Source organism: Desulfosporosinus youngiae DSM 17734 (assembly GCF_000244895.1).
Lineage (GTDB): Bacteria > Bacillota > Desulfitobacteriia > Desulfitobacteriales > Desulfitobacteriaceae > Desulfosporosinus > Desulfosporosinus youngiae.
In genome coordinates, this window is sequence record NZ_CM001441.1 from 2,908,174 (window position 1) to 2,934,138 (window position 25,965).

The window sequence follows — 25,965 nt, forward strand, 5'->3', positions numbered from 1 at the left end:
TTAAGAAAGAGGATGGATTAAAATGAAGGTAAGCATTAAGAATGATGAAAGAGGATTATTATTCAAAGACGGTAACTATACGAAATGCTTAAAACCTGGGAAACATTATTTTAATCCATTGCTTAAATATCAGGTAGTGACATCAGATGTTAACAAAACTTTCGAAACGAACGGTAAAAACATCAATCTGTTTCTTGGAGATCATGAACTTTTGCAGGAACTCACAGTTGTCGATATCCAGGACTATGAGATTGCTATTCATTTTGAAGATAATAAGCTTGTTGAGGTGCTGAAGCCAGGAAAATATGCATTCTGGAACGTCATGAAAAAGCATGAGTTTATCATCATAGACATACGCAATCCCGAAGTCCAAGGGGATATAGACCCTTCAGTCTACAGTAGCCCGAAGCTGGCCGGTTTTTTGAGTTATTGCGAAGTTGCAAGCTATGAGAAAGGGATTCTCTATTACGACAATATAATTCAACGGATACTGGAACCCGGCAGATATTTCTTCTGGAAGAGTCCGGTCCATATTGCCGTTAAAAATGTTGATCTTAGACAGCAGCAGATGGATATGACGGGTCAAGAAATTATGACGGAAGACAAGATCACCTTAAGATTGAATTTTGTCTGTCAGTACAAAATTATCGATCCTCTAAAAGTCATTGAGTTAAAGTCCTTTGAGGAACAGCTTTATATCATTTTACAGCTCATCTTAAGAGAATATATTGGATCCTTAAAGTTAGACGATCTTCTTTTGAAAAAGCAGGAAATAGGGAACTACATCCTTGGAAAATTCCAAGAGAAAAGCTCCGGTTTTGGTGTAGAGTTTATGTTTGTTGGGGTGAAAGATATTATTCTGCCCGGGGATATTAAAGAAATCCTCAATACCGTGTTGATTGCGGAAAAGAAAGCCCAAGCCAACGTCATCACCCGCAGAGAGGAAGTTGCTTCCACCAGAAGCCTTTTAAATACAGCAAAGCTGATGGAGGAAAACCAGACTCTTTATCGCTTAAAGGAACTGGAGTTCCTAGAAAAAATTTGTGATAAGATCGGAAATATATCCCTTACAGGCGGAGGCAGCTTGCTCGAACAGCTGAACAATTTGCTCTCGGCGAAGGCAATGAACTAATAAGAGCTCGTTAAAAATCTCTCCGAAGAACCAATGGCTTGTAGGAGAGATTTCCTTCCTTCGGGAGGGGAATCGGAAAAGAAGGGGAATTAATGATGGAATATCTTGATAAATACTCTGCCCATCAGACTCTAATTAAACCCCTAAAAATATTCGGATTTCCGAAGGTTAACGATAAAATAGATGCCTTGCTTTGGTTAAGCAAAGATATCGATCCAAAGGATCTTGAATATGTCTTTCCTCTAATTTTTATAAAAAATACAAAGCTCGCTTTAACTGCTGCCCAAATAGCTGCAGGAATTATGAGTAAAATTGGGGTTAAGGACTGGAACCGCATCTACGATCAAGTTAAATACACTAGAATAGATGAGAAAAGCCTGGTTAGACTTTTAGAGTTTGAGACCGATATCTCCGTTCACCTGCTAGGTATTGCGTCACTCAACAGTAATGGCTATGTACGGGAGAAGGCTTTGAAATTAATATCTGGTGTAAAAAGCCCAAGTGTTGTTCCATATATTCTTTTAAGGCTCAATGATTGGGTTGTATCTGTAAGAAATCTGGCGGAGCATCTTCTTAAAAACATGTTCATTCCTGACAACATAGATCCTTTTATCAATCACTTTGATTTGATTAATAAATTGCAAGACTCGGTTCGGGTGGATCTTAACCGCATAAAAATACAAGTTGAAGATTTCCTCAAAGCTGATTCCTTTAAAGAGATAGTTAAGAGTAAGCTAAAACATCCTCAGATTAAGACACGGCTATTTTGCTATCAGCTATTGAGGGAGAGGATTGTCAATGATCAAACCATCCTAAATTCTGCTCTTCAAGATAAATCATTTGAAGTTAGGATGTGGCTGGTGGTAGCAATAAAAACTCTTGAACCTCAAGCCCAAGATGTGATTATTGAAAAATTGCTTCAGGACAAATCCGTTAAAGTTAAAACGGCAGTACTAAGGGAACATGCAGATAGTGTTTGCCTGAATTTCAGAGGAATTTTAGAGATGCTCTTGGTAGATGAGTCTGCTTCCGTGCGAGATGACGCTAGGTTTATCGTAAAAAAACATTCAATGATCACAGATATTCCAGAATTCTATCGGCAGCAAATTATAAAGAACCCTTTGCCGGGAGCTATTGCAGGGCTGGGGGAAACAGGAAGCCAAAGAGACTTTGACATTATTTGTGGTTTCAAAACACATGAAGAGCCTAAAATAAGACTAGCTTCCCTGATAGCCATGTGGCAACTATCGAAAGTGGATACCGTTGGTTTTGTATTGGACGCTTTAAATTCTGATCTGACTAAGATTAAAAAAACAGCAAAACGTCTTTTCAAAAAAACAAAAATGCCTGAAATACTTTCCGGTATGAAAGAAAAATTAAAGAGCGAAGATCTTAATACCCGAATTTTTGCACTTCAAGTAATTTATAGTTACGGTGGGTGGCAGGCTCTTCTAGCTATTCTTTATGCCATCTCTGGAGAGCAGGAGCCGGTTTTGAGTGAAGCAAGAACTTTATTAAATAGTTGGTTGCCTAAATCTACAAGCTTATACTCTAAGCCAGACGGAGACACAGAAAAAGCGATTTTCAATCTTTATGAGACTATCTTCCTAAAAGGATTAATCAGCGAGAGTGCCCTAAAAGAATTACAATTTGTTCTTGTCACCAGAAGATAGTGAATCTACATTGATATTTTCTTTTCTAAAGTCAAGGAGGTTCCGGAAATGTGGATGCAAATCAGCTCAGGGAAAGGTCCGGATGAATGTGAACTGGCAGTAGGGCTTTTCCTGGAAACAATACTGAAGGAAAACAAAACTATAAGAGTCATTGATTCGGTACCCGGACATTATAACGGTACTTATAAATCTGTTCTTCTATCCATTGATCCGCAGGAATTCAAGAGTGATACTGACAGCAGAAAGGGTACAATCCTCTGGATTTGTCAAAGCCCCTACAGGCCTAATCATCGGAGAAAGAATTGGTTTATTAATCTTGAAGTATATCAGTCGACTGAAAGGTTCAAGTTTACGGAAAAAGATGTGAAGATTGCCTCCATGAGAAGTTCCGGGCCGGGTGGCCAAAATGTAAATAAAGTAGAGACGGCAGTCAGAGCAGTTCACATTCCTACTGGGTTAACGGTAACTTCAGGTGAGGAACGATCGCAATATATGAATAAAAAGCTGGCACTTGCCCGGTTGGCAAACCTTATTGAAGCTAAAAATGAAGATAATAACAGTAGCCATAAAGAATCTATGTGGAGGCAGCATAACCTGCTTACCAGAGGAAATCCGATGAGAGTTTATGAAGGCAAGGAGTTTAAGTTAATACAAAGACCAGATAATTGATGAGCTACATATGACCAGGCTATTTAATATAGAAATGGAACGGTGGATAAAAATGTTGCAAATAGAAGGGAAATATAATATAGCGAAGGTGTATACGGATATTCTGGAAGAAGGGGCCGCTGTACAGATTGAAACTCTTTGTAATCAGGAGTTTGTAAAAGAAAGCAAAATTAGGGTCATGCCTGATGTGCATGCCGGAGCCGGTTGCACGATTGGAACCACGATGACCATTACGGATAAAGTGGTTCCTAACTTAGTGGGGGTGGATATCGGTTGCGGTATGGAAACCATTTCAATCATCAACAAACGATTGGAGCTGCAAAAGTTAGATAAGTTGATTTATGAGAATATACCGTCAGGTTTTGAAGTGCGGAAGACACCTCATCGGTATAACGAACAAATTGATTTAACAGAGCTTCGTTGTCATAAAGCAGTGCAATTGGGCAGAGCAGAAAAAAGTATTGGGACATTGGGTGGCGGCAATCATTTTATTGAGGTTAATAAGGATGAGGCCGGCAGCTTATATGTTGTAGTTCACTCAGGGAGCCGCCACTTGGGACTTGAGGTGGCAAAATATTATCAGGATGCAGGGTATAAGCAGTTAAACCATAATGACAAATCAGATATGGAGGCACTCGTTGACCGTTTAAAGTCTGAAGGCCGGGATAAGGAAATCCAGAAGATTCCTTTTCCTCTTGCTTATGTAACCGGGAGCCTGTTTGAGGACTATATTCATGATATGAAAATCGTCCAGCAGTTTGCAGTGCTCAACCGTAAAGCCATGATTACCGAGATTGTGAAGGGCATGAAATTAGACGTAATGGAGCAGTTCACTACGACTCATAATTACATTGACACTGACATGATGATCTTACGAAAAGGTGCTGTGTCCGCCAAGAAAGGGGAAAAACTCTTAATTCCCATCAATATGAGGGATGGCAGTCTCATCTGTGTTGGCAAAGGCAATGAGGATTGGAACTGTTCTGCTCCTCATGGCGCAGGCAGGCTCATGAGCAGGACCAAGGCCAAACAAAGCTTTACCCTTTCGGACTTTAAAAAACAGATGAAGGATGTGTATACGACTTCGGTCAATAAAGAAACCTTGGATGAGTGTCCGATGGCTTATAAGACAATGGATAACATCGTAAATAATATTGGCCCGACAGCGGATATTGTGAAAGTAATTCAGCCGATTTATAACTTTAAGGCAGGAGAAGAGCATTAAGAAAGATATTCAGACATCATTTATATGTATTGTGATAGATATATGCAAGCTGTGTGGAGATGGTATATAAACGTCTTTTTAGATAATAAAAAGCACCCAAAATGGAGTGCTTGTATGCTATAATTTATTTGTAACAGAAAAGGCTTGCAGGGCGGTCGGCATTCCTCCGAAGGGAGGTGATGCCGTGGAAGTATACCAAACTTTGATGCTGATGATTTCATTTGCAACATTGGTGGTGTTAATACTTTCATTCCATAAACGGAAATAGACCGCCTCACAGCAAAGGTTCGGTCTATTCCGTACTTTTGAAGCCGTCCGCTCTTTAAGCGGCTGTTATATTGGAGTCATGCGAGTAACATGACTCCTCTTTGATTATAGTATACCACAGTTGATTCAAACTATCACTATTGATAGTGTTAGACAATATAAAATTTAAATGTTCATCCGCTCTTTGAACGTTCGTAGGGCCAGCGAGTAGTTCGTTTCCAAATTGTCCAAATCCAAATCAGCCCCAGAGGCTTCAATAAGCGTCCTCTTGGGCTGATTTTTTGTCCGGATCATTTTCCAAAAGCTGTTTAAAAAACAGCCTCTCTTAACTTTTTTATTATCCGGGCCTGGGTTAGTTGACAATAACCTTATCTGAACATGATAACATCCGGTTCTCATTGCCCTTAGGGCAACGATAGGTGCAATCCTCATAAATTCCCTTTAGACATCTGGATATACATTCTTAGCTATCAGGATATCATCCGCTTTACCAATCTGACTATAGTGGAATAACTCTGCTTCAATGCTTACGGTATTCGCCGGCATTGGCTCCTGGATAATATCACCTTTCAGTTTAAATCCCAGTTTTCCCATGGATTCCTCAGTTTTCATGGAAAAGCCCAGAACACTGTTCTTATGGATTGGTTCCGCATCCAGCCACCCCTTGCTGTAAAACTGAAGGAAGATATTCTCCTCACACTCATACTCAATAACCGGATAGCACATTCCTTTAGGGCACATTTCAGAAAGGAGCTTCTCAAATTCCCCTTTACTCCGGTCCACTTCCTCCGGGGATAATTGTTCCTTCAGCCGGGGATTAGCAAATGTCTTCTCCATCTCCACCCACATGTCGCAGAGGGTAACCCTGTTAATCTGCACCCAATGCTGCTCTCCGCTTATCTTGTCCGTGAAGTACAGCTTATCAGGGTACTCACTGCCAACAGTCAAAGTCACAGGCATTTCCACCAGATGGCGTGTGCTGTCCTGACGCATGGCAAAACGAATGGGTACTTCTGTATCAAAGGCCGGAATGGCGTCATACGCACCCGTGAAAGTCAGATTCGTCAAAAACATGGCGCCAATATCCTTAGTATCAATACCCACCGGACTCCAGCCCTTTAAGAGAAATTGGGTAAACAAGGCTACCTTATCCCATTGCTTTGTACCGCATTTGCTGCTGTCGCCTCCATTGGTCGTCAGTTCCAAATCGCCAAAGCTGACCTTTTCCACGCTGCCAAAACGCAAGGTGGGTTCCAGGTCCCTGTCGCCCCGCTGTTCGATGCGGTTAGTAAGCGCTTCCCCAGGGGAAGCGGTCAATACTGCAATTTCTGCATTCTCCAGCTTTTCCCGATACGCCTCGTCATATTGCAAAATCAACATCTGTAAAGTATGATCGTCACGGCACACCATACCTATGATATGGCAGATTACACCGTCGATCTCGGCATTCCTGCTGATGACGGCTATTTCTTTGATTTGGGATAATCGGTTTTGTAACTCTTGAAAATTCATGGAGGTCTCCTTTGTGATTTTATGGAGATATCTTCAAATTCATCTTCTCGATAAAACATAGGAAAACTACCCTTTCGTAACAATCTTAAGGGCGTTTAATGCTTTTTGTCTTCTGTCTTTATTGGTATCGGTTTTTTTTAAATCAATTACTAAATCAACCAAGTCCTTGCCTTTTAAAACTGGGGTTGAAGTTATTGGTGCTGCCATGAGTTTACCACTTCTTCCTTTCTCAGGCAGATGTATATCTTCGTTTATATCCATATTGTACCACCTTTCAAAATTGGCTTCAATAATTGGAACTGCTACAAGTGTGGCAGTTCCAATTATGACAACATATCAGAAGGGTACAGTATGACCAGATGCCATACCCTTTGATCGATGAAGATAAATCGGCCGCTGATTTTATGGAGGAAATATATGCAAATAGAGTATCACAATGATGAATTTTGGAAGAACTATATGACCCGCTGGTTTGGTGCGGATCTGATAGACAAATGGTACAAACATGTTGAAGTGACAACGATTGATTCTGTAAAGGGGCCAATTAGTGTTGAGATATATAGAGCCGCAGAGCCGAGCAAACCGACCCTGGTTTTTTCACATGGGATTGCCGGTTATTCCAGATTATTATTACCTTTTATCATGCCTATATTGGAAAAATGTTATAATGTGGTTTCTCCCGATTTGGAGGGCTTTGGATATAACACACGCAGAAAAGGCGATTTTTGTTGGGATGAACATTTGGAGAATCTCCGTGATACTGTGGCATATGCGCGGAAGCTTTTCAAAGGAAAGGTCTTTCTTGGTGGCGGGAGCAAACATAACAAAAAGCACCCATAATTGGATGCTTGTATGCTATAATTTATTTGTAACAGAAAAAGGCTTGCAGGGCGGTCGGCATTCCTATGAAGCAAACAGATTAGATTGGTAATTACTGAGAGGGATGGTAATAAGAAATGGAGATTGATAGTATTATTTTTGATTTAGACGGCACTCTTTGGAATTCCATATCAGGAATTTGTGAGGCCTGGCAAGCGGTCTTAGCAAACTATCCCAAGATTACAAAAGCAGTAACGCCTGAAGATATGCAGGGATGCATGGGGCTGCCAATGGATGAAATAGGCCGAAAGTTGTTCCCGGAATTAGATGGAGCTTTGCAAAGGCAATTAATGAAAGAATTCTGTGAAACAGAACAAGTTTATTTAGAGGAACATGGCGGAATGTTATACCCTAAATTAGAAGAAACCCTTGAAAAGTTGTCTCAAAAATACAAATTGTTCATAGTCAGTAATTGTCAGGATGGCTATATCCAAGCCTTCTTTAAGGCCCACAGCTTAAATAAATACTTCAGCGATTTTGAATGTTGGGGTGTAACAGAGTTGTCGAAAGGGGAAACCAATAAAATCATCATGGCAAGAAATGAACTGAAAAAACCTATTTATGTAGGAGATACAAATGGAGATGCCCAGTCAGCCAAAGTGGCGGGAATTCCGTTTGTATATGCCAGATATGGCTTTGGTAAGGTAGAAGACTATGATTATGTGATTGATCGTTTTGAAGAACTATTAACTTTAATCAATGATAGGTGAGGATTGATTCATTTGAAATACACCGGCGAAGGAATCAACAAAAATAGAGAGATCAGAAAATTGATCACTTATGCCGCTATCCTGCCGCTGTTTTGGCAATTCATAGGAATTGGGCGGGAAAACTATGGCATCCTGGAAAAATTAGATACGATAGAAGACAGAGTCGTCGATAACGCCAACTTTTTTGCCCTGGATGATATTGGACCGGATATCGGATGAACAGTTGTACGAAAGGCTGTTGAACGAATTCCCGCAGTGGCTTAAGGAAGCAAAGCTTAAAAAAATTCTTGACCAATAATAAAAGGCCCTATCGCTATAAGAAACGCTACTATCTCTTTGTTAAAGAAATAGTAGCGTTTCTTATAGCAATAGATTTGTGGTTAGAGATGGGATAGGCCTTTATTTTTACGGTTTTGAAATTAATGATAAAATCTGCATGAACCCCTCATGTCATTTGCGAAGTAAGCCTCGTATTTATTCTTGACAATGATAGGATTTTTGCAATAATGTGAAGTTGACTTCACCAGAAGCTAGCTTCATGTTATAAGAGGAGGGGATTATGAAAACGAGAGTTAGAGAATTACGAAATCTGGCTAATTTAACACAACAACAGCTGGCGGATTTGGTTCATGTATCTTCGCGAACAATTATCTCTATTGAGAAGGGACAATACAGACCATCGCTTATGTTAGCCTATCGAATGGCAGAGGTGTTTGGGACAACGGTGGAGAATTTATGCTGTCTTAAAGAGAACAAGGAATTGGAGGATCAACAATATGGAGATTTATAACAGAAGAAAATTTGCTTTTGGAGTTGTGTTTCTTTTCTTAGGCTTATCCTCACTGATACTGGGCTTTTTAAAGGGTTTTGACGTTAAACAAGTCATTCAGACAATTTTAGCGCTACTGATTGGTGCAAGTGAAATCTATCGCAGTGTCAATAGAGAGGCGGCAAAGCATGAAAATATCGAGGCGAAAGATGAACGCAACCATCTCATCAAGTTAACATCTAAAAGCAGGGCTTTTGATTTAACACAGGTGATTATTATTGTGCTCATGTTCCTTTTTCTGATCATGGGAAAACAATCAGGTGAGCAGGTTTTTGTTGCAATAGGAGTTACTTTTGCTTTTGCTTACTCAGTTTCTATGCTTTCGGAAATCTTCTCCGGAATTTATTATGAAAGACACATGTAAAATAAAGTTAAGAGGAGGTATATCCAATTAATAAAATTCAGTAGATGAGAGGTAAAAGGATATGAGCATTATAGAAGAAGAGGTCCAGCACCGGCTGTTCGAGCTGCAGGATCTGAAATACAAAGAGTTTGCATGCAAACTCATGCCGACGGTGAACCCGGAAACTGTGATCGGCGTCCGCACGCCCGATCTGCGCAAGCTTGCCCGGGAATTTTCCAAAAGACCGGAGGTTGCGGAGTTTCTTGAAATCCTTCCCCACAGATATTATGAAGAAAATAACCTGCACGGCTTCCTCATTGAAACCATTAGGGATTATGATGCCGCCGTTGCCGCTGTTGATGAGTTTCTTCCCTACATAGACAACTGGGCAACTTGTGACCTGATTTCACCGAAGATATTTAAAAAGCACCAGCCCGAACTCTACGAAAAAATCAAAGTCTGGCTGCTATCCGACCAGACCTATACCGTGCGCTTCGGAGTCGGAATGCTGATGAGCTTCTATCTCGATGACGCTTTCCGACCGGAGATCCTTGAGCTTGTGGCGGCTATCCGCTCGGAGGAATACTATGTCAGGATGATGATCGCCTGGTATTTCGCAACGGCATTGGCCAAGCAGTACGAAGCGGCTGTGCCCTATATTCAGGAACAGCGTTTAGAGAAGTGGACCCACAACAAAGCTATCCAGAAAGCGGTTGAGAGCTACCGGATCGGTGACGAAGCAAAGGCTTACCTGCGGACGCTGAAAGCAAAATAATACCAGTTCAATTATACATATTTATTGATAAATAAGTACACTAATACAGTTAGGATCAGTATGTAAGCGCATGTTTTGATGGATAAGTCTGTAATATATGATATTGGCAAGCTGATAGTAAAAAATACACAAATATATCTATTAAAAAATTTATCATAAAGGGGAATACTATCATGAGCAACTATAACGCAGTATTAGCAAGAAATACGGAAAATGCTCCAAAAGGTATCGGTCCATATTCACAAACTGTAGCTTTCTCTCATTACAATAATCTATCAGCTCAATTACCCATCGATCCAAAATCCGGCAAGTTGGTAGCTGGTGGTGCAAAAGAGCAGGCTGAACAGTGTTTTAAAAATATCAAAGCAATTGTAGACAGCATCGACCATGTTATGAGCGATGTTGTTAGAATCACTGTATTCGTTAAAAATATCAAAGATATTGATGCTGTCGACGAAGTTTATAAAACATTCTTCCCAGGCTATGTTCCTACACGGACGACAGTCGCAGTTGCAGCTTTGCCTATGGATGCTTTGGTGCAAATTGAAGCACTTGTTTCAAACGGTGAAGGTACAATTCCAAACGCACCACAAGCAGGCGACCTCATAAAGCTTACAAATAACACGGCTAACGCGCCAACATGTCCTCTATCTACGCAAACTGTAGCTTTTTCTCATTACAATAATCTTTCAGCTCAATTACCTATCGATCCAAAATCTGGCAGAGTGGTAGCCGGTGGTGTAAAAGAGCAGGCTGGACAGTGCTTAAAGAATATCAAGGCAATTTTAGAAAGTATCGACGTTCCTTTTGATGATATTGTTAAAATTAATATCTTCCTCAAAAACCTCTCGGATATTGAAGCCGTAAATGAAGTTTATACAACATTTTTCCCAGACTCGGCTATCGCCAGGGCCACAGCCTATGTCCCTGCACGGACAACAGTTGCAGCTTCTGCTTTACCTATGGATGCTTTGGTACAGATTGAAGCAGTGGTGTCACATGGAGATGGTACACCCCCACAAGCTATCGAAGACAGGCATGGACTCATCATAGAAGCAAACAATACGGAAAATGCACCAAACAGTTCTCTGTATACACAAACTGTAGCTTTTTCTCATTACAATCATATTTCAGCTCAATTACCTTTAGACCCAAAAACTGGTGAAATGGTAGCTGGCGGTGTAAAAGAGCAGGCTGGACAGTGCTTAAAAAATATCAAGGCAATTGTAGAAAGTATCGACCACGTTATGGACGATGTGGTTAAAGTAAATATCTTCCTTAAAAATATTGCAGATATTGATGCTGTAGACGAAGTTTACACAACATTCTTCCCAAACGGTATTCCTGCTCGGAGAACAGTTGGCGTATCAGCTTTACCTAAAGATGCTTTAATCCAAATCGATGCAGTTGTATCAAACGCTGAAGGAACACCTCCAAAAGCATAACAGGCATTCGTTTGTAAATACAGGAACGGTCTCAAATGAAAATTGACAGCTTCCTTTTTTTAACAACGCACATGAAAAAGCATCGAGATTTTAGCCGATTATGGCAAAAATCTTGATGCTTTTTTAGTTTCCGGGCATAACCAAAGAACTGGGTTAGGCCCTACGAATCTATGCAATTGAATTTTTATAGATACAGCCAATAGACTGTAAGGGTCGCATAACAAGATTATGTTGGATACTTGGCATGGGAAAATGTTAATATGAACCTTCGATAGTGCTATCAAGTAGGTTTATCGACATATGTCATAAACATGACATATGTTGTGATATAATTAAAACACGTAAACTGATATCTGACTATTCTGAATGCAAAGTCAATATGGTATGTCATTTAAAAAGTAAAAAGGAGGAGCTTGCTATGCTCGAAACAAAACCCGAAACAAAAAAGGTAAAAGATTTAATGGTCCCCGTTTCCGATTCATCAGATTACCCAATTGTCTATAATACCGATACCTTAAGAGATGCTATAAAGGTTCTAAAAAAGTCTACGGGGGAGAGCAAAATTCATCGTTCCATGATCGTTTTAAAACGAGAAGGGACAGAAGAAAAACTCGCAGGTATTTTAACTGTTCGAGATATACTTAATGCCATAAAAGTAAAAACTATAAATGCTGATGATAACGATGAAAAATTTCCCGTGAAGTGGGGCAATTTTTATCGTAAAAGTACTTTAGGTTATAGCGTCAGTACTAAGGTTTCGGATGCAATTCGCCCGTTAGTAACTGAGTTCGTTCATTCAGAGCAGAATGCAACTGATGCGATTCGTATAATGATGACTAAGAAAATTAATATTTTGCCGGTTTTTGAAGGCGGAAAGCCGATCGGAATTATTCGGGCTATTGATATTTTATATTATATTGAGGAATGTTTATAAGAAAATACTGGTCGGAGTGGAATTACAGGACTTAAAGAAAGCCAGTAAAATTAAGGGTTTACAGGCACCAGACAAGCATATTACAACAAAAAATGAATATCCCACGCAAGGGCCGCCCTATGGAGACTATGGGCGGCTTTTGTGTGGGATATAAATTGGGTAACGGCATCATCGCTACCCAAAAGGCTTAATCGAAAGGTTAGGCCCTTTTTTCATGCCAAAAAGCAAAAAGGAGGAGAAAGTAATGCTGACCCAAAACACTGTAACCAAGCTCCGGGAAATGCACCTCAGCGTTGCACTATCCGCCACGGTTAAAAGCATGTTTATCCATTGGAACACGCCGCCTTCAATGTGCAACCCTCCCGGCGGCACTGCTCAACTTCGCCGGTTGAGGTGTCCTTAGAAAACGGAATATACACAGACGAAATCGAACTTCTTTAGAGCTTGTATTTTGTTCTTCATGGAAGCAATAATGCCTCCAATAACAGATTTGATATCTTCATTGAAATTATCTATCCATGGAGTTATTTCTGCCTCTATCGGATTTATAGCCCGATTATCAGAATAATCATAGCTATCAAATCCTCTGTAATTGACATTTATATAAGCAATTTTTGTTATATCATTATTTCTTTTTAAGTGAACCTTTATATCGTGGTCATAGTTTTGGTCAGGATGGATATGGATAGTGCTCTCCAAATCCATATAAATACAAAACTCATTTCCATCTAAATCTTTAAAGGTGGCTAGCGGTTCATCCATAGTAAAGTAATCGAGAATTTTGGCGTTACCTATATCGGTATATAGACTTTTTAAATTTAATTTATATTTAGTGAGAGCACTCATTATGCCAGTCTTCGTACTATTTAAAACACCCTCTTCAAGAGAGGTGTTAACCTCAATTACTGTTTCCAAAACATTCTCAAACTTTTCCTTAATGGCTGTCGCTTCATTAACATCTTGCAACCCTGTAACCTTGTTATGTATTCTATTATAGATTTCCTTATAATCTTCCATCAGTTTTTTAACATTATCATACTCATTAATGATGGATATGAGATTTTCAATTGCTTGGGTATCCCCTAGCTTTTCTACAACTTTATCTACCTCCCATACAGAATTTAGTCCTGAAAATCCTCGTAACCTCTTAAGTTCTTCCATATTATTACCTCCATTACTTAAATTTTATATATTAAATCAAACTTAAACTTAATTCTACACAAATTCGCATGTACATATACGTATAAATCTACCTTAACTTACCCAAGTGGTAACAGATCTAAACCCGATTTAAATAAATTGTGCAACTATATAGTTGAACTAAATATTAACAATAAATCTTCCGATACATATTATATCTTGATATGCGATGAAGTTCTTACCTATGTAATTAATATTTCTATGTGAAGTAATTTTTACGACTGGTGTTCTTACTTATCGGTATACATTCTATCAGTTTGAGGAAGAGGATTTTTTAATTATAGACAACTTTCGCGCGAAATCGCCAAGGAATGTAGTAAGCAGTGGATATAATGGCATCGTGTAATAATCTCCTGTCTTTGGTATTCTGTAAAAACAGTGATATTAGAGACAGGAGATTTTTAATGGCTAAAGATTTAACCCTAAAACAGCGTTGGCGAGACCGCATTGCGGAATGCAGCCAGAGCTGAATGAGTGTGAAGGCCTGGTGCCTGCAAAACGGAATTTTCCTTATCCTTTGGAGACTATTCCATCAGCATACCGGAAGGTTTCAATCCGAATACCTTAGCTGAGCTGATTAAAGTTCTGAGGAAGCTATGATCCAGTATATGACCGATCATGTTGAACGTGATGAAGCAACCCATAGGCCCGTCGCGGTATTGGAAGGACGTGCCGGAACGGCTTTACGGCAATGGCTGCAGGAAAACAAGCAGCGAATAAGCATTATCTCACGCGACAGGATATGCTCAAAAACCTTTGGTCAGGTAAAAAAGTGCCTCAAGAAGACCTTGACTATTTGAATGAACGTTATCCCGTGATCAAGGAATTAAAAACGTGCATTCAAGGGACGGATGGATTGCAGCATATTTCTAGAAAAGTGGGTTGATTATCTTTTTACCCTTTTAATTTGAACGAAGGAAAAACTGAGACAGATGAGCGGGTTCATGTTATAGGTACATTTAATAGCATAGGCAAAGCTATTGGCACATACATTAAAGAAAATTCCCTATATTCAGAATATTAATTTTGGGTTATAATGGTATTTAGTACTGTATTTGGTACTCTAGAGAGAACATTTTAGAGAGGGGGAGAATTGATAAATTTAGTGATTTACGTGGATTTATTCTAATATTACCTATTACCTTTTAACAATTAAAAATTAAGGAGGAAAAAATTAATGAGTGCACAAGAAGTAAAAGTAGCTTATACAGGTGCAGATCCTACAGCGTTTGGAGTTATGGGTTTGTCGTTGATATGTTTTGTGGCTTCATCTTCTAAATTAAGCTTTACTGATCCTAAAGCAACCGGTTTACTTGTTGTTTGGGCAGCATTGTTGGGCGGACTTGTTCAAATTATAGCTGCAACGATTGACTTCAAAAAGGGTAACGTATTTGGCGGCACAGTTTTAGGTGCTTATGGGTTTTTCTGGGTCGGAATGGCTTTTTCCTGGGCAACTTTGAATGGTATGTTAGGTGAAGGCATGAAAGCTGTAGCTGATCCTAAACAGTTAGGTGTAGTATTTGTTGGTTATCTTATTTTCTCTCTGTTTATTACGGTAGCTTCTTTCGAAACGAACGTTCCTTTTATTATTATATTACTTCTCATTGACGTTCTATTTTTCACCCTTGCTTGCGTATCATTTAAATGGGGTCCTGTCGCTTTGTATGCACAAATCGCTGGCTGGTCAGAGTTTGCTATCTCCTTAGTTGGCTTCTATGCTGTCGGGGGAATATTTTTCAAGAACTTCTATGGTCGCGATATATTGCCTATGGGTGCACCAATGGGTCTTATCAAAAAAGCTGCTCCTGCTCCTGCTCCTGCCGCTAGAACTAAAAGTGTCTAAGATAATATCATCATAGTTTTTTTAAAATAAAAGGGGGTATTTTTCGATAGTATTCAGTATTTAGCCAAAAAGAGTAAGCTTCACCCTTTAGATAACGCCGAACAAGGTCGATATTCTATTGAAGCCCAAGGCTATTTAGCCACTGATACGCTCATTGAAAAATATGACTTAGAAACCTTCCAAGAGTTTCTTAAACAAATCCTTAAAAAGAGTTAATCAAAGCTTTTATTTGACTTTTAAAATGTCTCTTGATGATTATGGGAAACTTTTTAAACCGTAAAAAAACGAATGAACAAAGAAGGGGCTGTCTCAAAATAGAAATATAATTTCTATAGAGAGGCAACCCCTTTTTCGTGCACTTATGCAAAAAGACGAGTCCAAAGAGGATGTTGACATAGCTGCGCGGAACATTTTCTTTTTAATGCCCGTTCTGCCGAATTCGGCGGCTTGCAGCAGAGGGAGCGCGGTTTTCCTCAATTTATCCATAAAATCTTCGCCCCCGCATACGACCGTGCAAAATCCAATGGTCAGTATGTCAATAAGCGAATGCCGTTTGTTCCCCCATTGCCGCCTTGGATCAGTCATGCCTTCAAGTTTTTCTGTCAATTTATATATATTCATACTCTATTTATCGGCGTTGAGCTGAAAAAAGTAAATGCTGTCGCCCTGATTACCGCTCTCCCATACCTTGCAATTCACCTCAAAAAAGCTATAATGAGAAATAGGTGGAAATTAAAAAGTCGCCGTGACCTGAAAGTGTAGGAGCACTTCCAGGCACGCGCAGGTGGCACATCACCTACACGTAACAGACTGTCCACGACGACATGTTTATTATACAACGCTGCCTGTTTGTGCACAAGCAAGGTGCCGGCGGAGTGAAGCGAGTCTAATGAGACGTCGGCGGGGAGGGGACTGTGCGGCTTCACGCAGCAGGAGATTCAGCCTATTCCTGACCCAGACAGCGGAAAGAAACTGTTCGCGTACCCATTGGGCGAACTGCTTTTCTATTCACCACCGGGTTTGTTCCGGTCGATGGGGTTGGGTATTTAGGATTCAGCAAATAACGAAGCACAGCGCATGTGTAGGGTGAAAATCAAAATAAACCTCGCATGTGCTTTTTAATTTCCCCTATAAGAGCAGACGGCAGGACCGGGTCATGACCCGAGCCTTGCCTCTGCTTGAATGGGGGGTACAGACTGGGATGGAGTATAAAGCCATGTATTTTCAACTGGCGGCTAAAGTTGCCGATGCCCTGGATATTCTTTTAAAAGCACAGCAGGAGGGGGAGGTGCAATTCATGAATGGAGAGCCGGGACCCGGGCTTAAAGTCCTGGCTATTCAAGATGAAAACCGTGATTCGGAATAGCCCTGTTCAGAGGTTCGTAATAATGGTCGTCAATACTTGTTCATTGATCGAAATCAGGAGCGGACTCAAAGAAAAGTGCCTAAAATGCGGAAACTGTATGAAATGGTACCGGCATAAGGCCATAAGACAATTGGACTCCGGTAAGCGGTGGAACACATACCGTGTGGGATAAAAACAGCCCCACTGTTTTTGAAGTGGAGCTGTTTTTAATAAAATCCTTCTCGGGCAATTTTTTTGATGTAGTTATACTGTTTCCGTATCAGCTTTTTGAATTCCCCATCGGATAGCTCATTATACATGCCTATTCCTTCTTCATAAAGACACTCATAAATCAGTTCACAATAATCATCATCTTCACGATGCGCCTTTTTGTATCGCTGATCAAGCTCATGGGGAAAATCCAGGCTGTAGGTCATGCTGTCAATCTTACCGTCTAGATATTCCTTGGTCATGTTCATTAAGAAATCAATATTAGGCAGTTTCATCTCTTTGGTCATCCTTCTCTTTAACTTCCGTTTTGGTATTTTGCATCCGACATTCAAGCTGCACCTTCTCGGACCATGGCAGATAGTCATCCAATATCGTATCATCCGATGTAAACTCCAGATTCGGCAACGCGCGGAATATATACTCCAAATATTTGTAGGGATCCAGGTTGTTGGCATTTGCTGTCCCTACGATGCTAAATATGATAGCGGAAGCTTTGGCCCCTGCCACTGAATCCGAAAACAGAGAGTTCTTCCTCGTGAGAGCTACGGGTTTCACGGCGACTTCGGATAAATTATTGGACAGGGGAATTCTTCCGTCCAGCAAGAAGTTGGTGAAGTATTTCTTGTGGTTCAAGGTATAATTCAAGGCTTTTCTCAGATTCTCCTGCTGGGTCCTTGTCGTTTCCGCCCACGCGAAAAAGGCCTCCAACACAGGGACGCTATAAATAAGCCGGTTCTTTTTCCTCTCCGCCGGTTGTAGTTTCTTCCACTTGCGTTCCAACCGGAAAAGTTTATCACAGTAAGCCCGTCCGATCGCCCCGCCGGAACCAGGGATCTCTTTTCTTCCGGAATCTAAGGGGATGGCTTCCAGGTAATATCGCCGCAAGTGACTATAGCAGAGGCACCGTGTGATGCCTTCCACCTTTTCATAGCCCGCGTAAGCGTCGCTGACATGAAAACCGCTAAATCCTGCGAGAAATTTCCTGGCATGGTCTCCCGAGCGGGTTCGTGTGTATTCGTAGAGAATAATGGGCGGCCCCTCGCAACTACCACTCCGGTGGATCCAGATATACGATTTGCTTGAAGCCTTTTTCCCTGGCTCGCGGTTGACCTGCCAAGAAGTCTCGTCACTCATGATGATGCTGCATTTCAGCAATTGTTCGTGCATTCGGTCATACAGCGGTCTCAGCCAATCTTCAGCGCATCGTATGGCCCAGTTGGCCATGGTATCTCTTTTCAGTGCTGCACCCATCCTTTTAAAATCCCGTTCCTGCCGGTATAAAGGGACCGAAAGCACATATTTTTGGTACAGGATCCAAGCTGCGCTGGACGGGGAGGCTATGGAGTGTGTTAGTACAGGTGCCGGCACCGGCGCGCTGTATATCGCATCGTAGGGATTCTCGTCGTTCTTTCCGCATTCCACACATTTATAAACCATTTGGACATAGTCTTTCATAACCAGCTTTGCTGGGATATATTCCATCTCAGAACGAACTTTTTTCTTCCCAATGACGTTTAGTTCACTGCCACAGATCCCACAGGCCGATTCATCAGGATTCAGAACACATTCCACGGTTTCTCTGGAAAGCCCTAACGTGAGTTTCTCACGATCGCCTTTTTTTCGTACAGGTCGTTTGTGTTCCTTGATTTGAAGGACGGGCGCATAAGGTAAAGGAATGTTATCTGCGTCTTCCTCGCCGAACAGGGATGCTTGTCCTACTGTTGACGGCGTTTTCTCACTGGATGCCCCGAAACGCTGCTTTGCTGCATGCAAAACGGCCTGCGTGAGAGCTTCGACATTGTGTTCTAACCTGTGAATTTTCTCATGCAGTCTTTGGTTTTCCATTTTAAGTTGTGCTATACGCAGATCTTTTTCGTCGTGCATGGCGCTTTCTTCCTAATCAAATTTCTTACTTCCATTATACCAAAAAAGTGCCATTTTCTCAGCATTTTAGAGCATTTTCAGTAAATAATGCCAGTCGTGTCAACCATGTCTTGGTGCGCTTTTTTCTGGTCAACCTGCAATCCTTCCAAGAGCCATGCCAGTTGCCGCTTGGTAATGTCCCTTACTTCGCCCTGATTCTTCGGCCATTGGAATTTCATTTCGTCGGAGAGCGCTTTGGTGACCAGGATAAAGCCGTTGCCGTCCCAGCGTAAAGCTCGCAAGGCATTGTGACGTTTATTGCAGAACAGGAAGACGTTTGTTCCCGCATGGGGATCCAGTTTAAATTTCAAGGCCACCAAGGAGGCTAGTCCACTTTGCTGTTTGCGAAAATCGGTGGCTCCCAGGGCCAAGTAAATATGGTCCGCCTCATCGGCGATATGCTGCATCATAATTCCTGCAGGACCTTCATTAGTCTCGCCAATGCGGCTGGATTGAAATTACTAGGAACGGTTACATGGATGCTTTTGAAAGAGATCTGAAAGTCGGAAGATAAAACCGAATTCTGACTTGCTGTATCGACAGGTGAAAGGATGGGGGTAACCTCGGCGAAGGTCGGTTCTTCACCTGCTTTTAGTTTTTCGCGTACCCGCTTATTCCAATAATTGTACCGGTACTTGCTCACTCCATTCTTCTCGCACCATTCTCCGATCGTCATGCCATTTTGGACTCTTTCCTTTATTCGCTGTTCCCAGAGCTGCAGGGTTTCAGCTTTGGATTTCAACCTAAAAACCTCCCATCTGATTACTTGCCCTTAGTGTATCAGATGGGAGGTTGAGCTACACGACGGTGTTTGTTCCACCGCTTACGGACTCCGTACAATAAGCTTCGGCCTGTCTCCAAATTGAAAATCAATTTTCAATTTGGAGACAGGCCGTTGGTTTAAAAATTCCTCTTACTTCCCGCAAAAGTTATTATAAAGTCCCTGAATTATCTGGTTTAGTCCGGACTGATCCTATGAAAGGGAACCAATTTGCCAATACTAAGTACGATGTCTTACTCTTTCTGCTTCTAAATAATTTTGGTTAAATCAAGGAGATTCGATGAAAAGATTATTACTTTTACCACTTCCGGCAATAATAATTGGCTCCCTGGCAATGCATATAAATGACGTTTCAATATTCATTTGGGGTCAAAATATTTTCGGCTTTATAATCGCACTGTTGCTTTCCTGTCTTATTTCAAAAAAATCCGATCTTTTCAAAAATGTTCTTACTATCCCAATAGCTATACTACTCTTGTTGTTTACATTTATAGATTCAGGAGCGGAAGGGGTCCATCGATGGGTATCTATTGGACCGATTCGGTTTCATATTGCAAGCATAGTCATACCTATCTTGATTATGGGGTTATGGAGAATCTTAAACACTACAAATTGGTGGATTTCAGCTGGTATTTCAATCGGCGTGTCACTGCTGCTTGCTTTGCAGCCAGACGCTTCTCAAACGACCGCTTTTATAATTCCAATGACTATTATTTTATTGAGCAACACAAACAACAACTATTTTCGCTCTAGTGTTTTAGGGGTGTTTTCTCTAATTATCATTTTTTCGTGGATAAATTTAGATAGTTTGCCTCCGGTAGCTTATGTTGAAGATATTGTTAAAATGGTAGCCAACATGGGGGGAATATGGTTCACGTTAGGGATCACTTCCCTTGTCATACTTCCATTACCGTTTATCCTATTTCCACCGCCAAACTATAAGTTGCTTTCAATCTGTCTGGGAATATACTTTAACATTGTTTTGATTTCTACACTATTTGGTAATTTCCCCGTTCCATTAATGGGATACGGTATTTCTCCCATACTGGGTTACTTTATTGCTATTGCTTGGCTTATCAATGCTAAAGTACGGCCATTTTAAGAATAGGAACATAATTATGAAACCATAGTTAATGTACGAAGCATATAATGGTGTCATTCTATATTCTAAGCTATCACGATATCCTCCGCTTCACTAACCCGGTTATACTGAAACAACTCCGCTTCAATGCATATGGTATCCGCCGGCACCGGCTCCTGGATAATATCAGCTTTCAGTTTCAGTCCCAGTTTTCCTATGGATTTGTCAGTTTTCATCAAAAAGCTCATACCACTGTTCTTATGAATTGGTTCCGCATTCAGCCACCCCTGGCTGTAAAACTGAAGGGAGATATCTTCCTCACACTCATACTCAATAACCGGATAGCACATTCCGGCAAAGCGCTTCTCAAAGTCCGCTTTGCTCCGGGCCAGTTCCTCCGGGGATACCTGTTCCTTCAGCCGGGGATCAGCAAATGTCTTCGCCATCTCCGCCCACATGTCGCAGAGGGTAACTCTGTTAATCTGTACCCAATGCCGCTCTCCGCTTATCTTGTCCGTAAAGTACAGCTTATCCGGGTACTCACTGCCGACAGTCAAACTCACAGGCATTTCCACCAGATGGCAGGTGCTGTCCCGGCCCATGGCAAAACGGATGGGTACTTCTGCAGCAAAGGCCGGAATGGCGTCATAGGTACCTACGAACGTCAGACTCGTCAGAAACATGGCCCCAATATCCCTAGTACCAAGTCCCACCGGATTCCAGCCCTTTAAGAGAAATTGGGTAAACAACGCAACCTTATCCCATTGCTCTGTGCCGCATTTGCCGTTGCTGCTTTCATTAGTCGTCAGTTCCAAGTCGCCAAAGCAGACTTTCTTCACGTTACTAAAACGCAGGGCGGGTCTCAAGTTTCTGTCGCCCCGCTGCTCCATGCGGTTAGTAAGCGCTTCTCCAGGGGAAGCGGTCAATACTGAAATTTCTGCACTCTCCAGCTTTTCCCGATACGCCTCGTCATATTCCAAAATCAATAACTGCAACGTATGATCGTCACGGCGCACCATACCCATGATATGGCAGATCACACCGTCAATCTCCGCATTCCTGCTGATGACGGCTATTTCTTTGCTTTGGGATAATCGGTTTTGCATTTCTTGAAAGTTCATGGAAGCCTCCTATATGATTATAGTGGCGGTTGTCACGTATCGTAATGACTTTATGTGCTGAATCATTTTCTTGTTAAATAAATCCTTACATAGAAGTCCTTTACATTCAGTTTAGCATAGCCGATCACCTGATCCAAGCAAGAAAAATAATCGGATTCAAACCGTATTAGACTTTCCGCAGCCCCGAGTCTTAATGTCTGTCCGTAATTGGCCCGCGCGGGCCAATTTCAGTTCGTTAAAAAACTGGAAATAAATCACATTAGGCAAAGATGAGCAAGTAACAGAAATATTATTTGACTTTAAAACCAGTCAATGTAGCGGAATTGCAACACAAACTCATAGGCAACTACCTCAAAATGTGGTAAAATTAACCAAATTAGAGTGGGGGTGAATCCTCTTTGAAATATAAAAATATTTGGAAGTCGCTTTTGTAGGGTGGCTTCCATTAGTTTTGTCAAAAAGGAGTTGCGTACCCCACAAAAAAGAGTGGAACAACTAAGGTCCTTTCCGATGTAGGTAGGGGCTTTTTTGTTTTTGTGACTCCGTTCGCCAAATTTTATACAAGCGTTGTGCAATAATAAGAGAGGGTGCGCAGGGGTGGCTTGCAGTGGAGCAATAGAAGCGCCGTTTCCTTAAACTAAAGAATAAGACTTGATTCGATCAAGAGTAAGCTGAAATGGTATTCAGATTAGTTAGGATATTGTAGCCCAAATGTCTAGCAAATTATCCGAAGTTAGGCATAAAAAAGCTCAAACTCCGAATCTGAGCTTGAGTAAATAGAAGGTAGTTCTTGTGGTGATGCTGTTACCTAACTTTGGATAATTACATAGCACGAAACCGCGAAGGTTAGCGAGAATGCTATGGGGATTGAATTTCTAATTTCCCGTCTTATTTATATAACACTTAAGTAAAGCTCAGTAGGAATTGTATCGAAGTAGCGTTATTATGATGAAACAGATATATTTTCCCCCTCCCCATAACAGGGCACTTTCTTAAATACATGCAGTTTGGACAGCGATTGGAGGAGATTTACCCAAGCTCATAGACCGTTTGGGTTTATCTGATCCGCAATTAGGACATTTAGATAAATCTAATCCTGTAAGCTTCTGGATGAGTTGGAGGGTTGTAGCTTTCTCTCCAATTAATAAAGGGGTATGGGTAAGTTGTTTGCAAATCTTTAGTTTGGTTGTCTTGTTACAATTACCAAGTAAGCCGTAGTGCCTAATTTTCATAAAGCGACTCGGCAAGATGTGGATAAGAAATCTTCGGATAAACTCCTCTGAGGAAAGAGTCATCACCTTATGCTTACTGTCGTCTTTGTAGTCCCGCCATTTGAAGGAAACTGTATCCTTTTCCATGCTAAGGATGCGCTTGTTGGATATAGCCACTCGGTGAGTATATCGCCCCCAGGTATTCAACAACACAAGCAGCATTTTAAACGGTGGTTTGCAGTAGACAATCCACTCTTTACCATAGAGAGAGGTGAGTACCTTTTCGAATTCTTTATCGTCGAAAAGATATTTTTGACTTCCGTGGAATTCAAGCTTGTTTTGGTAGTAGAGCTGTTTAAGGTAATACAGGAATTTGCCTCTGAACTTCCGGGAGAGAACTTTAACTGGAATGAAGAATTTCTTTCTGCTGTTTACCCATATTCCAATGGAGGATAATCCGCCGCCGGGTACAATGCAGTGAATATGCGGGTGGTGCATGAGGTTTTGTCCCCAAGTATGGAGAACTGATGTAAAGCCAATCTTTGCACCGAGATATTTTTTGTCAGAAGCTAAATCTGTAAGAGTTTCAGCAACGGTCTTAAACAAAAGGGTATAAACTGCTTTTTGATTTTGGTAGACCATTAAATTGAGAGTATCTGGGATGGTGAATACCACATGGAAGTATCCGATGTCCAGTAGATTGTTTTTCTGGTTTTCAATCCAACGTTCTTTGGCCAGAGCTTGGCATTTAGGGCAGTGCCTGTTGCGGCATGAATTGTAAGAAACACGGGTATGCCCACAACTGTCACAAATCTCCTTATGGCCGCCTAACTCTGACGTTCTACATTTTTGAATGGCAGACATCGCCTTATGTTGCGTGATAGTGAGCTTATGGTTGGTACGATAGTTTTGGCCGTATTTTATGAAGATATCTTGGACCTCAGCCATTGGCTTTGTCCGATTCAGCCATCTGGTCAAGGGGACTTGTTACGTTGAGAGATTCAATCTTAACCAAATGCAAGTAAACGCAGGTTGTATTGATATTTGAGTGGCCGAGTAGTTGTTTGATGTGGTAAATGCTTGTTCCGGATTCCAGCAAGTGAGTCGCGAAACTATGCCTCATAGTATGGACCGAAACTTTTTTAGAGATGTTAGCTTTCTTTACATATTTATGGAAGAGATTTTGTATTGCTTTGGTAGTCATGTGGGTGCTGGTGTGATTCCTGCTGTAAAAAAGCCACTCTTTGGGGCGGTAAGCTTTCCAGTAAGTTCTAAGCATCTCAAGATTGGTTTGAGAAAGTAGAGCATAGCGATCTTTGCTTCCTTTGGCATTGCGGATGAACAATTGCATTTTATCACTATGGATATCTGAAACTTTAAGCGAGGCTACTTCGCTTAGGCGAAGTCCTGCACCATAAAGAGTCATAAGAATGCATTTATCTCGCAAGTTGTCGCAGACGTTAAAAAGGGCTTCGATTTCCTCCCGGGTAAGGATGTCAGGGAGTTTGCGTGGTTTTTGGTGGCGAGGAATTTGCCTAGGGTTTAAGTTGACGTTCAGAGTAACGCCATACAAAAAGCGGAGGCCGCTATTGTATGTGTTTACCGTTTCAGGAGCAAGTTTTTTAACTGTAGTGAGATAATGAAGAAACTGTCGAACATCTTCTACACCTAGCTCAGTCGCAGGTTTACCGAAGTGCTCCTGAAAGAGTTTAACTTTGGTATAGTATTCAGCCTGGGTATGCTTACTAAATCCTCGAAGCTCCACATCGAATTTCAGTTTGGCTAAAACTTCTTCTTTTGTCATATTCAATCATCTCCTGCAAAATAGTTTTACAGGAGATGCAAAGCTTCATAATAGCTAATAGAAATATCGCTTGAACTTTAAGAGATATCTACGAAAACCACCGCGCCAGCGGTTTAGTGCAATGTCTAAAATGCGAAGTTGGAAATCAGAAGATTATCAATGAATACATTTGCAAAATTATAGTAATAGGTCATGCATCTATAGGGAGTATTACCGACATGTGTCAGATACTCCCTATGAAATTGGAGGATATACGTCACAGGTCGGTAATCTAATGTTAGATGACATTACCCAAAGAAACAATTTGGAGGGATATTTAGGATGAAGAATGAAGGCTTAAGCGGTGATATAATTATTGAGTCTTTGGTACAAGCCATACCGTATGTTGGAGCACCCCTAGCTACCCTGTACTTTGGTCAGAAGCAGGAGAAAAGATTTAAACGGCTTGAAAGGTTTTACCAAGAACTTAAGGAAGAGATAGAAAACATAGGACAACCTTTACCAAACATCTCTTCACACAACCCAGAAGAATTGTCAGCCATATTGGAAGAACTACATGAAAAAGTTGAAACAGAACACATTGAGGTCAAACGCAGATACTATAAAGAATATTTTAAAAACACTATGCGCTTTCCGGTTAAGGGTAATTTTGATGAACGGAAGTTATTCCTTGATATTATGGGCGCATTGACACCATTACAAATTGAGCTAGTAATATTTTTAGCTCAACAACGAGCTGCTATACAGGCATCAACTATATCTAAGCCTGGAGTTGATCAAGCACTAATCGCCGGATCGCTTGCACAATTAAAGACTTATGGAATCATGGAAGGCGCATTAAATAGCATTGTTTTTGGCGGTGCTGGAAACTCAATAAACGAAAATATTTCGCTTAGTAAGTTTGGTCAAAGGTTTCATTCTTTCTGCCTGAATTCCTAGCGGGTAACGTCATCTAACAGCGGGTTACCAAAATCCGAGATAATATGCAGGTAGTAACAAGACTTCGGTAACCCGCGAACCGTTACAACATGT

General features: G+C 41.0%; 31 protein-coding genes. 20 read left to right on the forward strand and 11 right to left on the reverse strand.

Annotation, left to right across the window (positions count from 1 at the left end; all coding sequences use genetic code 11):
• Positions 1–22: 22 nt before the first annotated feature.
• The 5 genes from DESYODRAFT_RS13465 to DESYODRAFT_RS29980 all read left to right on the forward strand — a co-directional run bounded on the left by DESYODRAFT_RS13465 (position 23) and on the right by DESYODRAFT_RS29980 (position 4,967).
• The gene (locus DESYODRAFT_RS13465) at positions 23–1,132 is read left to right on the forward strand and encodes a slipin family protein (RefSeq protein ID WP_007783951.1); all 1,110 of its coding nucleotides are present in this window, start codon (positions 23–25) and stop codon (positions 1,130–1,132) included.
• 92 nt (positions 1,133–1,224) lie between these two features.
• A complete protein-coding gene (locus DESYODRAFT_RS13470) occupies positions 1,225–2,805 on the forward strand; it encodes a HEAT repeat domain-containing protein (RefSeq protein WP_007783953.1) in 1,581 nt (526 codons plus the stop codon).
• 48 nt (positions 2,806–2,853) lie between these two features.
• Positions 2,854–3,474 carry a peptide chain release factor H gene (prfH, locus tag DESYODRAFT_RS13475; protein ID WP_007783955.1) on the forward strand — a complete coding sequence of 207 codons (621 nt, stop codon included), beginning with the start codon at positions 2,854–2,856 and terminating at the stop codon, positions 3,472–3,474.
• Positions 3,475–3,526: 52 nt separating this feature from the next.
• A complete protein-coding gene (locus tag DESYODRAFT_RS13480) occupies positions 3,527–4,699 on the forward strand; it encodes an RtcB family protein (RefSeq protein WP_007783956.1) in 1,173 nt (390 codons plus the stop codon).
• Between the two features lie 184 nt (positions 4,700–4,883).
• Complete coding sequence (locus DESYODRAFT_RS29980) at positions 4,884–4,967, forward strand: putative holin-like toxin (RefSeq protein ID WP_366557028.1); 84 nt, start codon at positions 4,884–4,886, stop codon at positions 4,965–4,967.
• Positions 4,968–5,407: 440 nt separating this feature from the next.
• Here DESYODRAFT_RS29980 and DESYODRAFT_RS13490 read toward each other — a convergent pair whose 3' ends face one another.
• On the reverse strand, positions 5,408–6,478 hold the full coding sequence (locus DESYODRAFT_RS13490) for a hypothetical protein (RefSeq protein WP_007783958.1): 1,071 nt from the start codon (positions 6,476–6,478) through the stop codon (positions 5,408–5,410).
• Positions 6,479–6,544: 66 nt separating this feature from the next.
• Complete coding sequence (locus tag DESYODRAFT_RS13495; protein WP_007783959.1) at positions 6,545–6,739, reverse strand: hypothetical protein; 195 nt, start codon at positions 6,737–6,739, stop codon at positions 6,545–6,547.
• Between the two features lie 156 nt (positions 6,740–6,895).
• On the opposite strand from DESYODRAFT_RS13495, the gene DESYODRAFT_RS13500 reads away from it, so the two are divergent.
• From DESYODRAFT_RS13500 to DESYODRAFT_RS28220, 10 genes are all read left to right on the forward strand, one after another.
• A complete protein-coding gene (locus tag DESYODRAFT_RS13500) occupies positions 6,896–7,318 on the forward strand; it encodes an alpha/beta hydrolase (RefSeq protein WP_007783960.1) in 423 nt (140 codons plus the stop codon).
• Positions 7,319–7,434: 116 nt separating this feature from the next.
• Positions 7,435–8,067 carry an HAD family hydrolase gene (locus DESYODRAFT_RS13505; RefSeq protein ID WP_007783961.1) on the forward strand — a complete coding sequence of 211 codons (633 nt, stop codon included), beginning with the start codon at positions 7,435–7,437 and terminating at the stop codon, positions 8,065–8,067.
• 12 nt (positions 8,068–8,079) lie between these two features.
• Positions 8,080–8,286 carry a VWA domain-containing protein gene (locus tag DESYODRAFT_RS29555; RefSeq protein ID WP_042338560.1) on the forward strand — a complete coding sequence of 69 codons (207 nt, stop codon included), beginning with the start codon at positions 8,080–8,082 and terminating at the stop codon, positions 8,284–8,286.
• Entirely contained in the window at positions 8,261–8,365 is a 105-nt protein-coding gene (locus tag DESYODRAFT_RS29985) for a VWA domain-containing protein (protein WP_282433066.1), read from the forward strand. Before DESYODRAFT_RS29555 ends, DESYODRAFT_RS29985 begins: the two co-directional genes overlap by 26 nt.
• 261 nt (positions 8,366–8,626) lie before the next feature.
• Entirely contained in the window at positions 8,627–8,857 is a 231-nt protein-coding gene (locus DESYODRAFT_RS13515) for a helix-turn-helix transcriptional regulator (protein WP_007783962.1), read from the forward strand.
• Positions 8,844–9,260: a DUF2178 domain-containing protein gene (locus tag DESYODRAFT_RS13520; protein ID WP_007783963.1), complete on the forward strand. Its 417-nt coding sequence runs from the start codon at positions 8,844–8,846 to the stop codon at positions 9,258–9,260. Before DESYODRAFT_RS13515 ends, DESYODRAFT_RS13520 begins: the two co-directional genes overlap by 14 nt.
• Before the next feature lie 61 nt (positions 9,261–9,321).
• Positions 9,322–10,014, forward strand: a complete 693-nt coding sequence (locus DESYODRAFT_RS13525) for a DNA alkylation repair protein (RefSeq protein WP_007783964.1) — start codon at positions 9,322–9,324, stop codon at positions 10,012–10,014.
• Between the two features lie 173 nt (positions 10,015–10,187).
• On the forward strand, positions 10,188–11,459 hold the full coding sequence (locus tag DESYODRAFT_RS13530) for a RidA family protein (protein ID WP_007783965.1): 1,272 nt from the start codon (positions 10,188–10,190) through the stop codon (positions 11,457–11,459).
• A 418-nt stretch (positions 11,460–11,877) separates the two neighbouring features.
• Positions 11,878–12,393: a CBS domain-containing protein gene (locus tag DESYODRAFT_RS13535; RefSeq protein ID WP_007783966.1), complete on the forward strand. Its 516-nt coding sequence runs from the start codon at positions 11,878–11,880 to the stop codon at positions 12,391–12,393.
• Between the two features lie 244 nt (positions 12,394–12,637).
• On the forward strand, positions 12,638–12,796 hold the full coding sequence (locus DESYODRAFT_RS28220) for a hypothetical protein (protein ID WP_007783967.1): 159 nt from the start codon (positions 12,638–12,640) through the stop codon (positions 12,794–12,796).
• On the opposite strand, the gene DESYODRAFT_RS13540 is transcribed toward DESYODRAFT_RS28220, so the two are convergent.
• Positions 12,793–13,554, reverse strand: a complete 762-nt coding sequence (locus DESYODRAFT_RS13540) for a hypothetical protein (RefSeq protein ID WP_007783968.1) — start codon at positions 13,552–13,554, stop codon at positions 12,793–12,795. The genes DESYODRAFT_RS28220 and DESYODRAFT_RS13540 overlap by 4 nt on opposite strands.
• 647 nt (positions 13,555–14,201) lie before the next feature.
• Between DESYODRAFT_RS13540 and DESYODRAFT_RS28720 the strand changes: the two genes are divergently transcribed.
• Together DESYODRAFT_RS28720 and DESYODRAFT_RS13550 are read left to right on the forward strand one after the other, a co-directional pair.
• On the forward strand, positions 14,202–14,393 hold the full coding sequence (locus DESYODRAFT_RS28720; RefSeq protein WP_169315922.1) for a hypothetical protein: 192 nt from the start codon (positions 14,202–14,204) through the stop codon (positions 14,391–14,393).
• Positions 14,394–14,770: 377 nt separating this feature from the next.
• Complete coding sequence (locus DESYODRAFT_RS13550) at positions 14,771–15,436, forward strand: acetate uptake transporter (protein ID WP_007783972.1); 666 nt, start codon at positions 14,771–14,773, stop codon at positions 15,434–15,436.
• A gap of 309 nt (positions 15,437–15,745) precedes the next feature.
• Here DESYODRAFT_RS13550 and DESYODRAFT_RS30070 read toward each other — a convergent pair whose 3' ends face one another.
• Positions 15,746–16,057 (reverse strand): transposase family protein, encoded by a 312-nt coding sequence (locus tag DESYODRAFT_RS30070; RefSeq protein WP_157137180.1) that lies wholly within the window; start codon positions 16,055–16,057, stop codon positions 15,746–15,748.
• Positions 16,058–16,592: 535 nt separating this feature from the next.
• On the opposite strand from DESYODRAFT_RS30070, the gene DESYODRAFT_RS13560 reads away from it, so the two are divergent.
• Positions 16,593–16,802 (forward strand): hypothetical protein, encoded by a 210-nt coding sequence (locus tag DESYODRAFT_RS13560; protein WP_007783974.1) that lies wholly within the window; start codon positions 16,593–16,595, stop codon positions 16,800–16,802.
• 206 nt (positions 16,803–17,008) lie between these two features.
• On the opposite strand, the gene DESYODRAFT_RS13565 is transcribed toward DESYODRAFT_RS13560, so the two are convergent.
• The 4 genes from DESYODRAFT_RS13565 to tnpA form a co-directional block, all read right to left on the reverse strand.
• Positions 17,009–17,287 carry a hypothetical protein gene (locus DESYODRAFT_RS13565; RefSeq protein WP_007783977.1) on the reverse strand — a complete coding sequence of 93 codons (279 nt, stop codon included), beginning with the start codon at positions 17,285–17,287 and terminating at the stop codon, positions 17,009–17,011.
• On the reverse strand, positions 17,274–18,896 hold the full coding sequence (gene tnpC / locus DESYODRAFT_RS13570) for an IS66 family transposase (protein WP_007783979.1): 1,623 nt from the start codon (positions 18,894–18,896) through the stop codon (positions 17,274–17,276). Before tnpC ends, DESYODRAFT_RS13565 begins: the two co-directional genes overlap by 14 nt.
• Before the next feature lie 77 nt (positions 18,897–18,973).
• Entirely contained in the window at positions 18,974–19,345 is a 372-nt protein-coding gene (gene tnpB / locus DESYODRAFT_RS13575) for an IS66 family insertion sequence element accessory protein TnpB (protein ID WP_042338567.1), read from the reverse strand.
• A complete protein-coding gene (tnpA, locus tag DESYODRAFT_RS13580) occupies positions 19,342–19,677 on the reverse strand; it encodes an IS66 family insertion sequence element accessory protein TnpA (protein ID WP_007783983.1) in 336 nt (111 codons plus the stop codon). Before tnpA ends, tnpB begins: the two co-directional genes overlap by 4 nt.
• A 319-nt stretch (positions 19,678–19,996) precedes the next feature.
• Here tnpA and DESYODRAFT_RS13585 point away from each other — a divergent pair, with 319 nt between their 5' ends.
• A complete protein-coding gene (locus DESYODRAFT_RS13585) occupies positions 19,997–20,818 on the forward strand; it encodes a hypothetical protein (protein ID WP_007783985.1) in 822 nt (273 codons plus the stop codon).
• A 65-nt stretch (positions 20,819–20,883) separates the two neighbouring features.
• Here DESYODRAFT_RS13585 and DESYODRAFT_RS13590 read toward each other — a convergent pair whose 3' ends face one another.
• The 3 genes from DESYODRAFT_RS13590 to DESYODRAFT_RS13600 all read right to left on the reverse strand — a co-directional run bounded on the left by DESYODRAFT_RS13590 (position 20,884) and on the right by DESYODRAFT_RS13600 (position 24,933).
• Positions 20,884–21,918, reverse strand: a complete 1,035-nt coding sequence (locus DESYODRAFT_RS13590; RefSeq protein ID WP_007783986.1) for a hypothetical protein — start codon at positions 21,916–21,918, stop codon at positions 20,884–20,886.
• Between the two features lie 992 nt (positions 21,919–22,910).
• Positions 22,911–24,077 (reverse strand): IS91 family transposase, encoded by a 1,167-nt coding sequence (locus DESYODRAFT_RS13595; protein ID WP_007783987.1) that lies wholly within the window; start codon positions 24,075–24,077, stop codon positions 22,911–22,913.
• Positions 24,070–24,933, reverse strand: coding sequence for a tyrosine-type recombinase/integrase (locus tag DESYODRAFT_RS13600; protein ID WP_007783988.1), 864 nt, complete (start codon positions 24,931–24,933; stop codon positions 24,070–24,072). The genes DESYODRAFT_RS13595 and DESYODRAFT_RS13600 overlap by 8 nt, the downstream gene beginning before the upstream one ends.
• Positions 24,934–25,254: 321 nt before the next feature.
• Here DESYODRAFT_RS13600 and DESYODRAFT_RS13605 point away from each other — a divergent pair, with 321 nt between their 5' ends.
• The gene (locus tag DESYODRAFT_RS13605) at positions 25,255–25,872 is read left to right on the forward strand and encodes a hypothetical protein (RefSeq protein ID WP_007783989.1); all 618 of its coding nucleotides are present in this window, start codon (positions 25,255–25,257) and stop codon (positions 25,870–25,872) included.
• Positions 25,873–25,965: the final 93 nt, after the last annotated feature.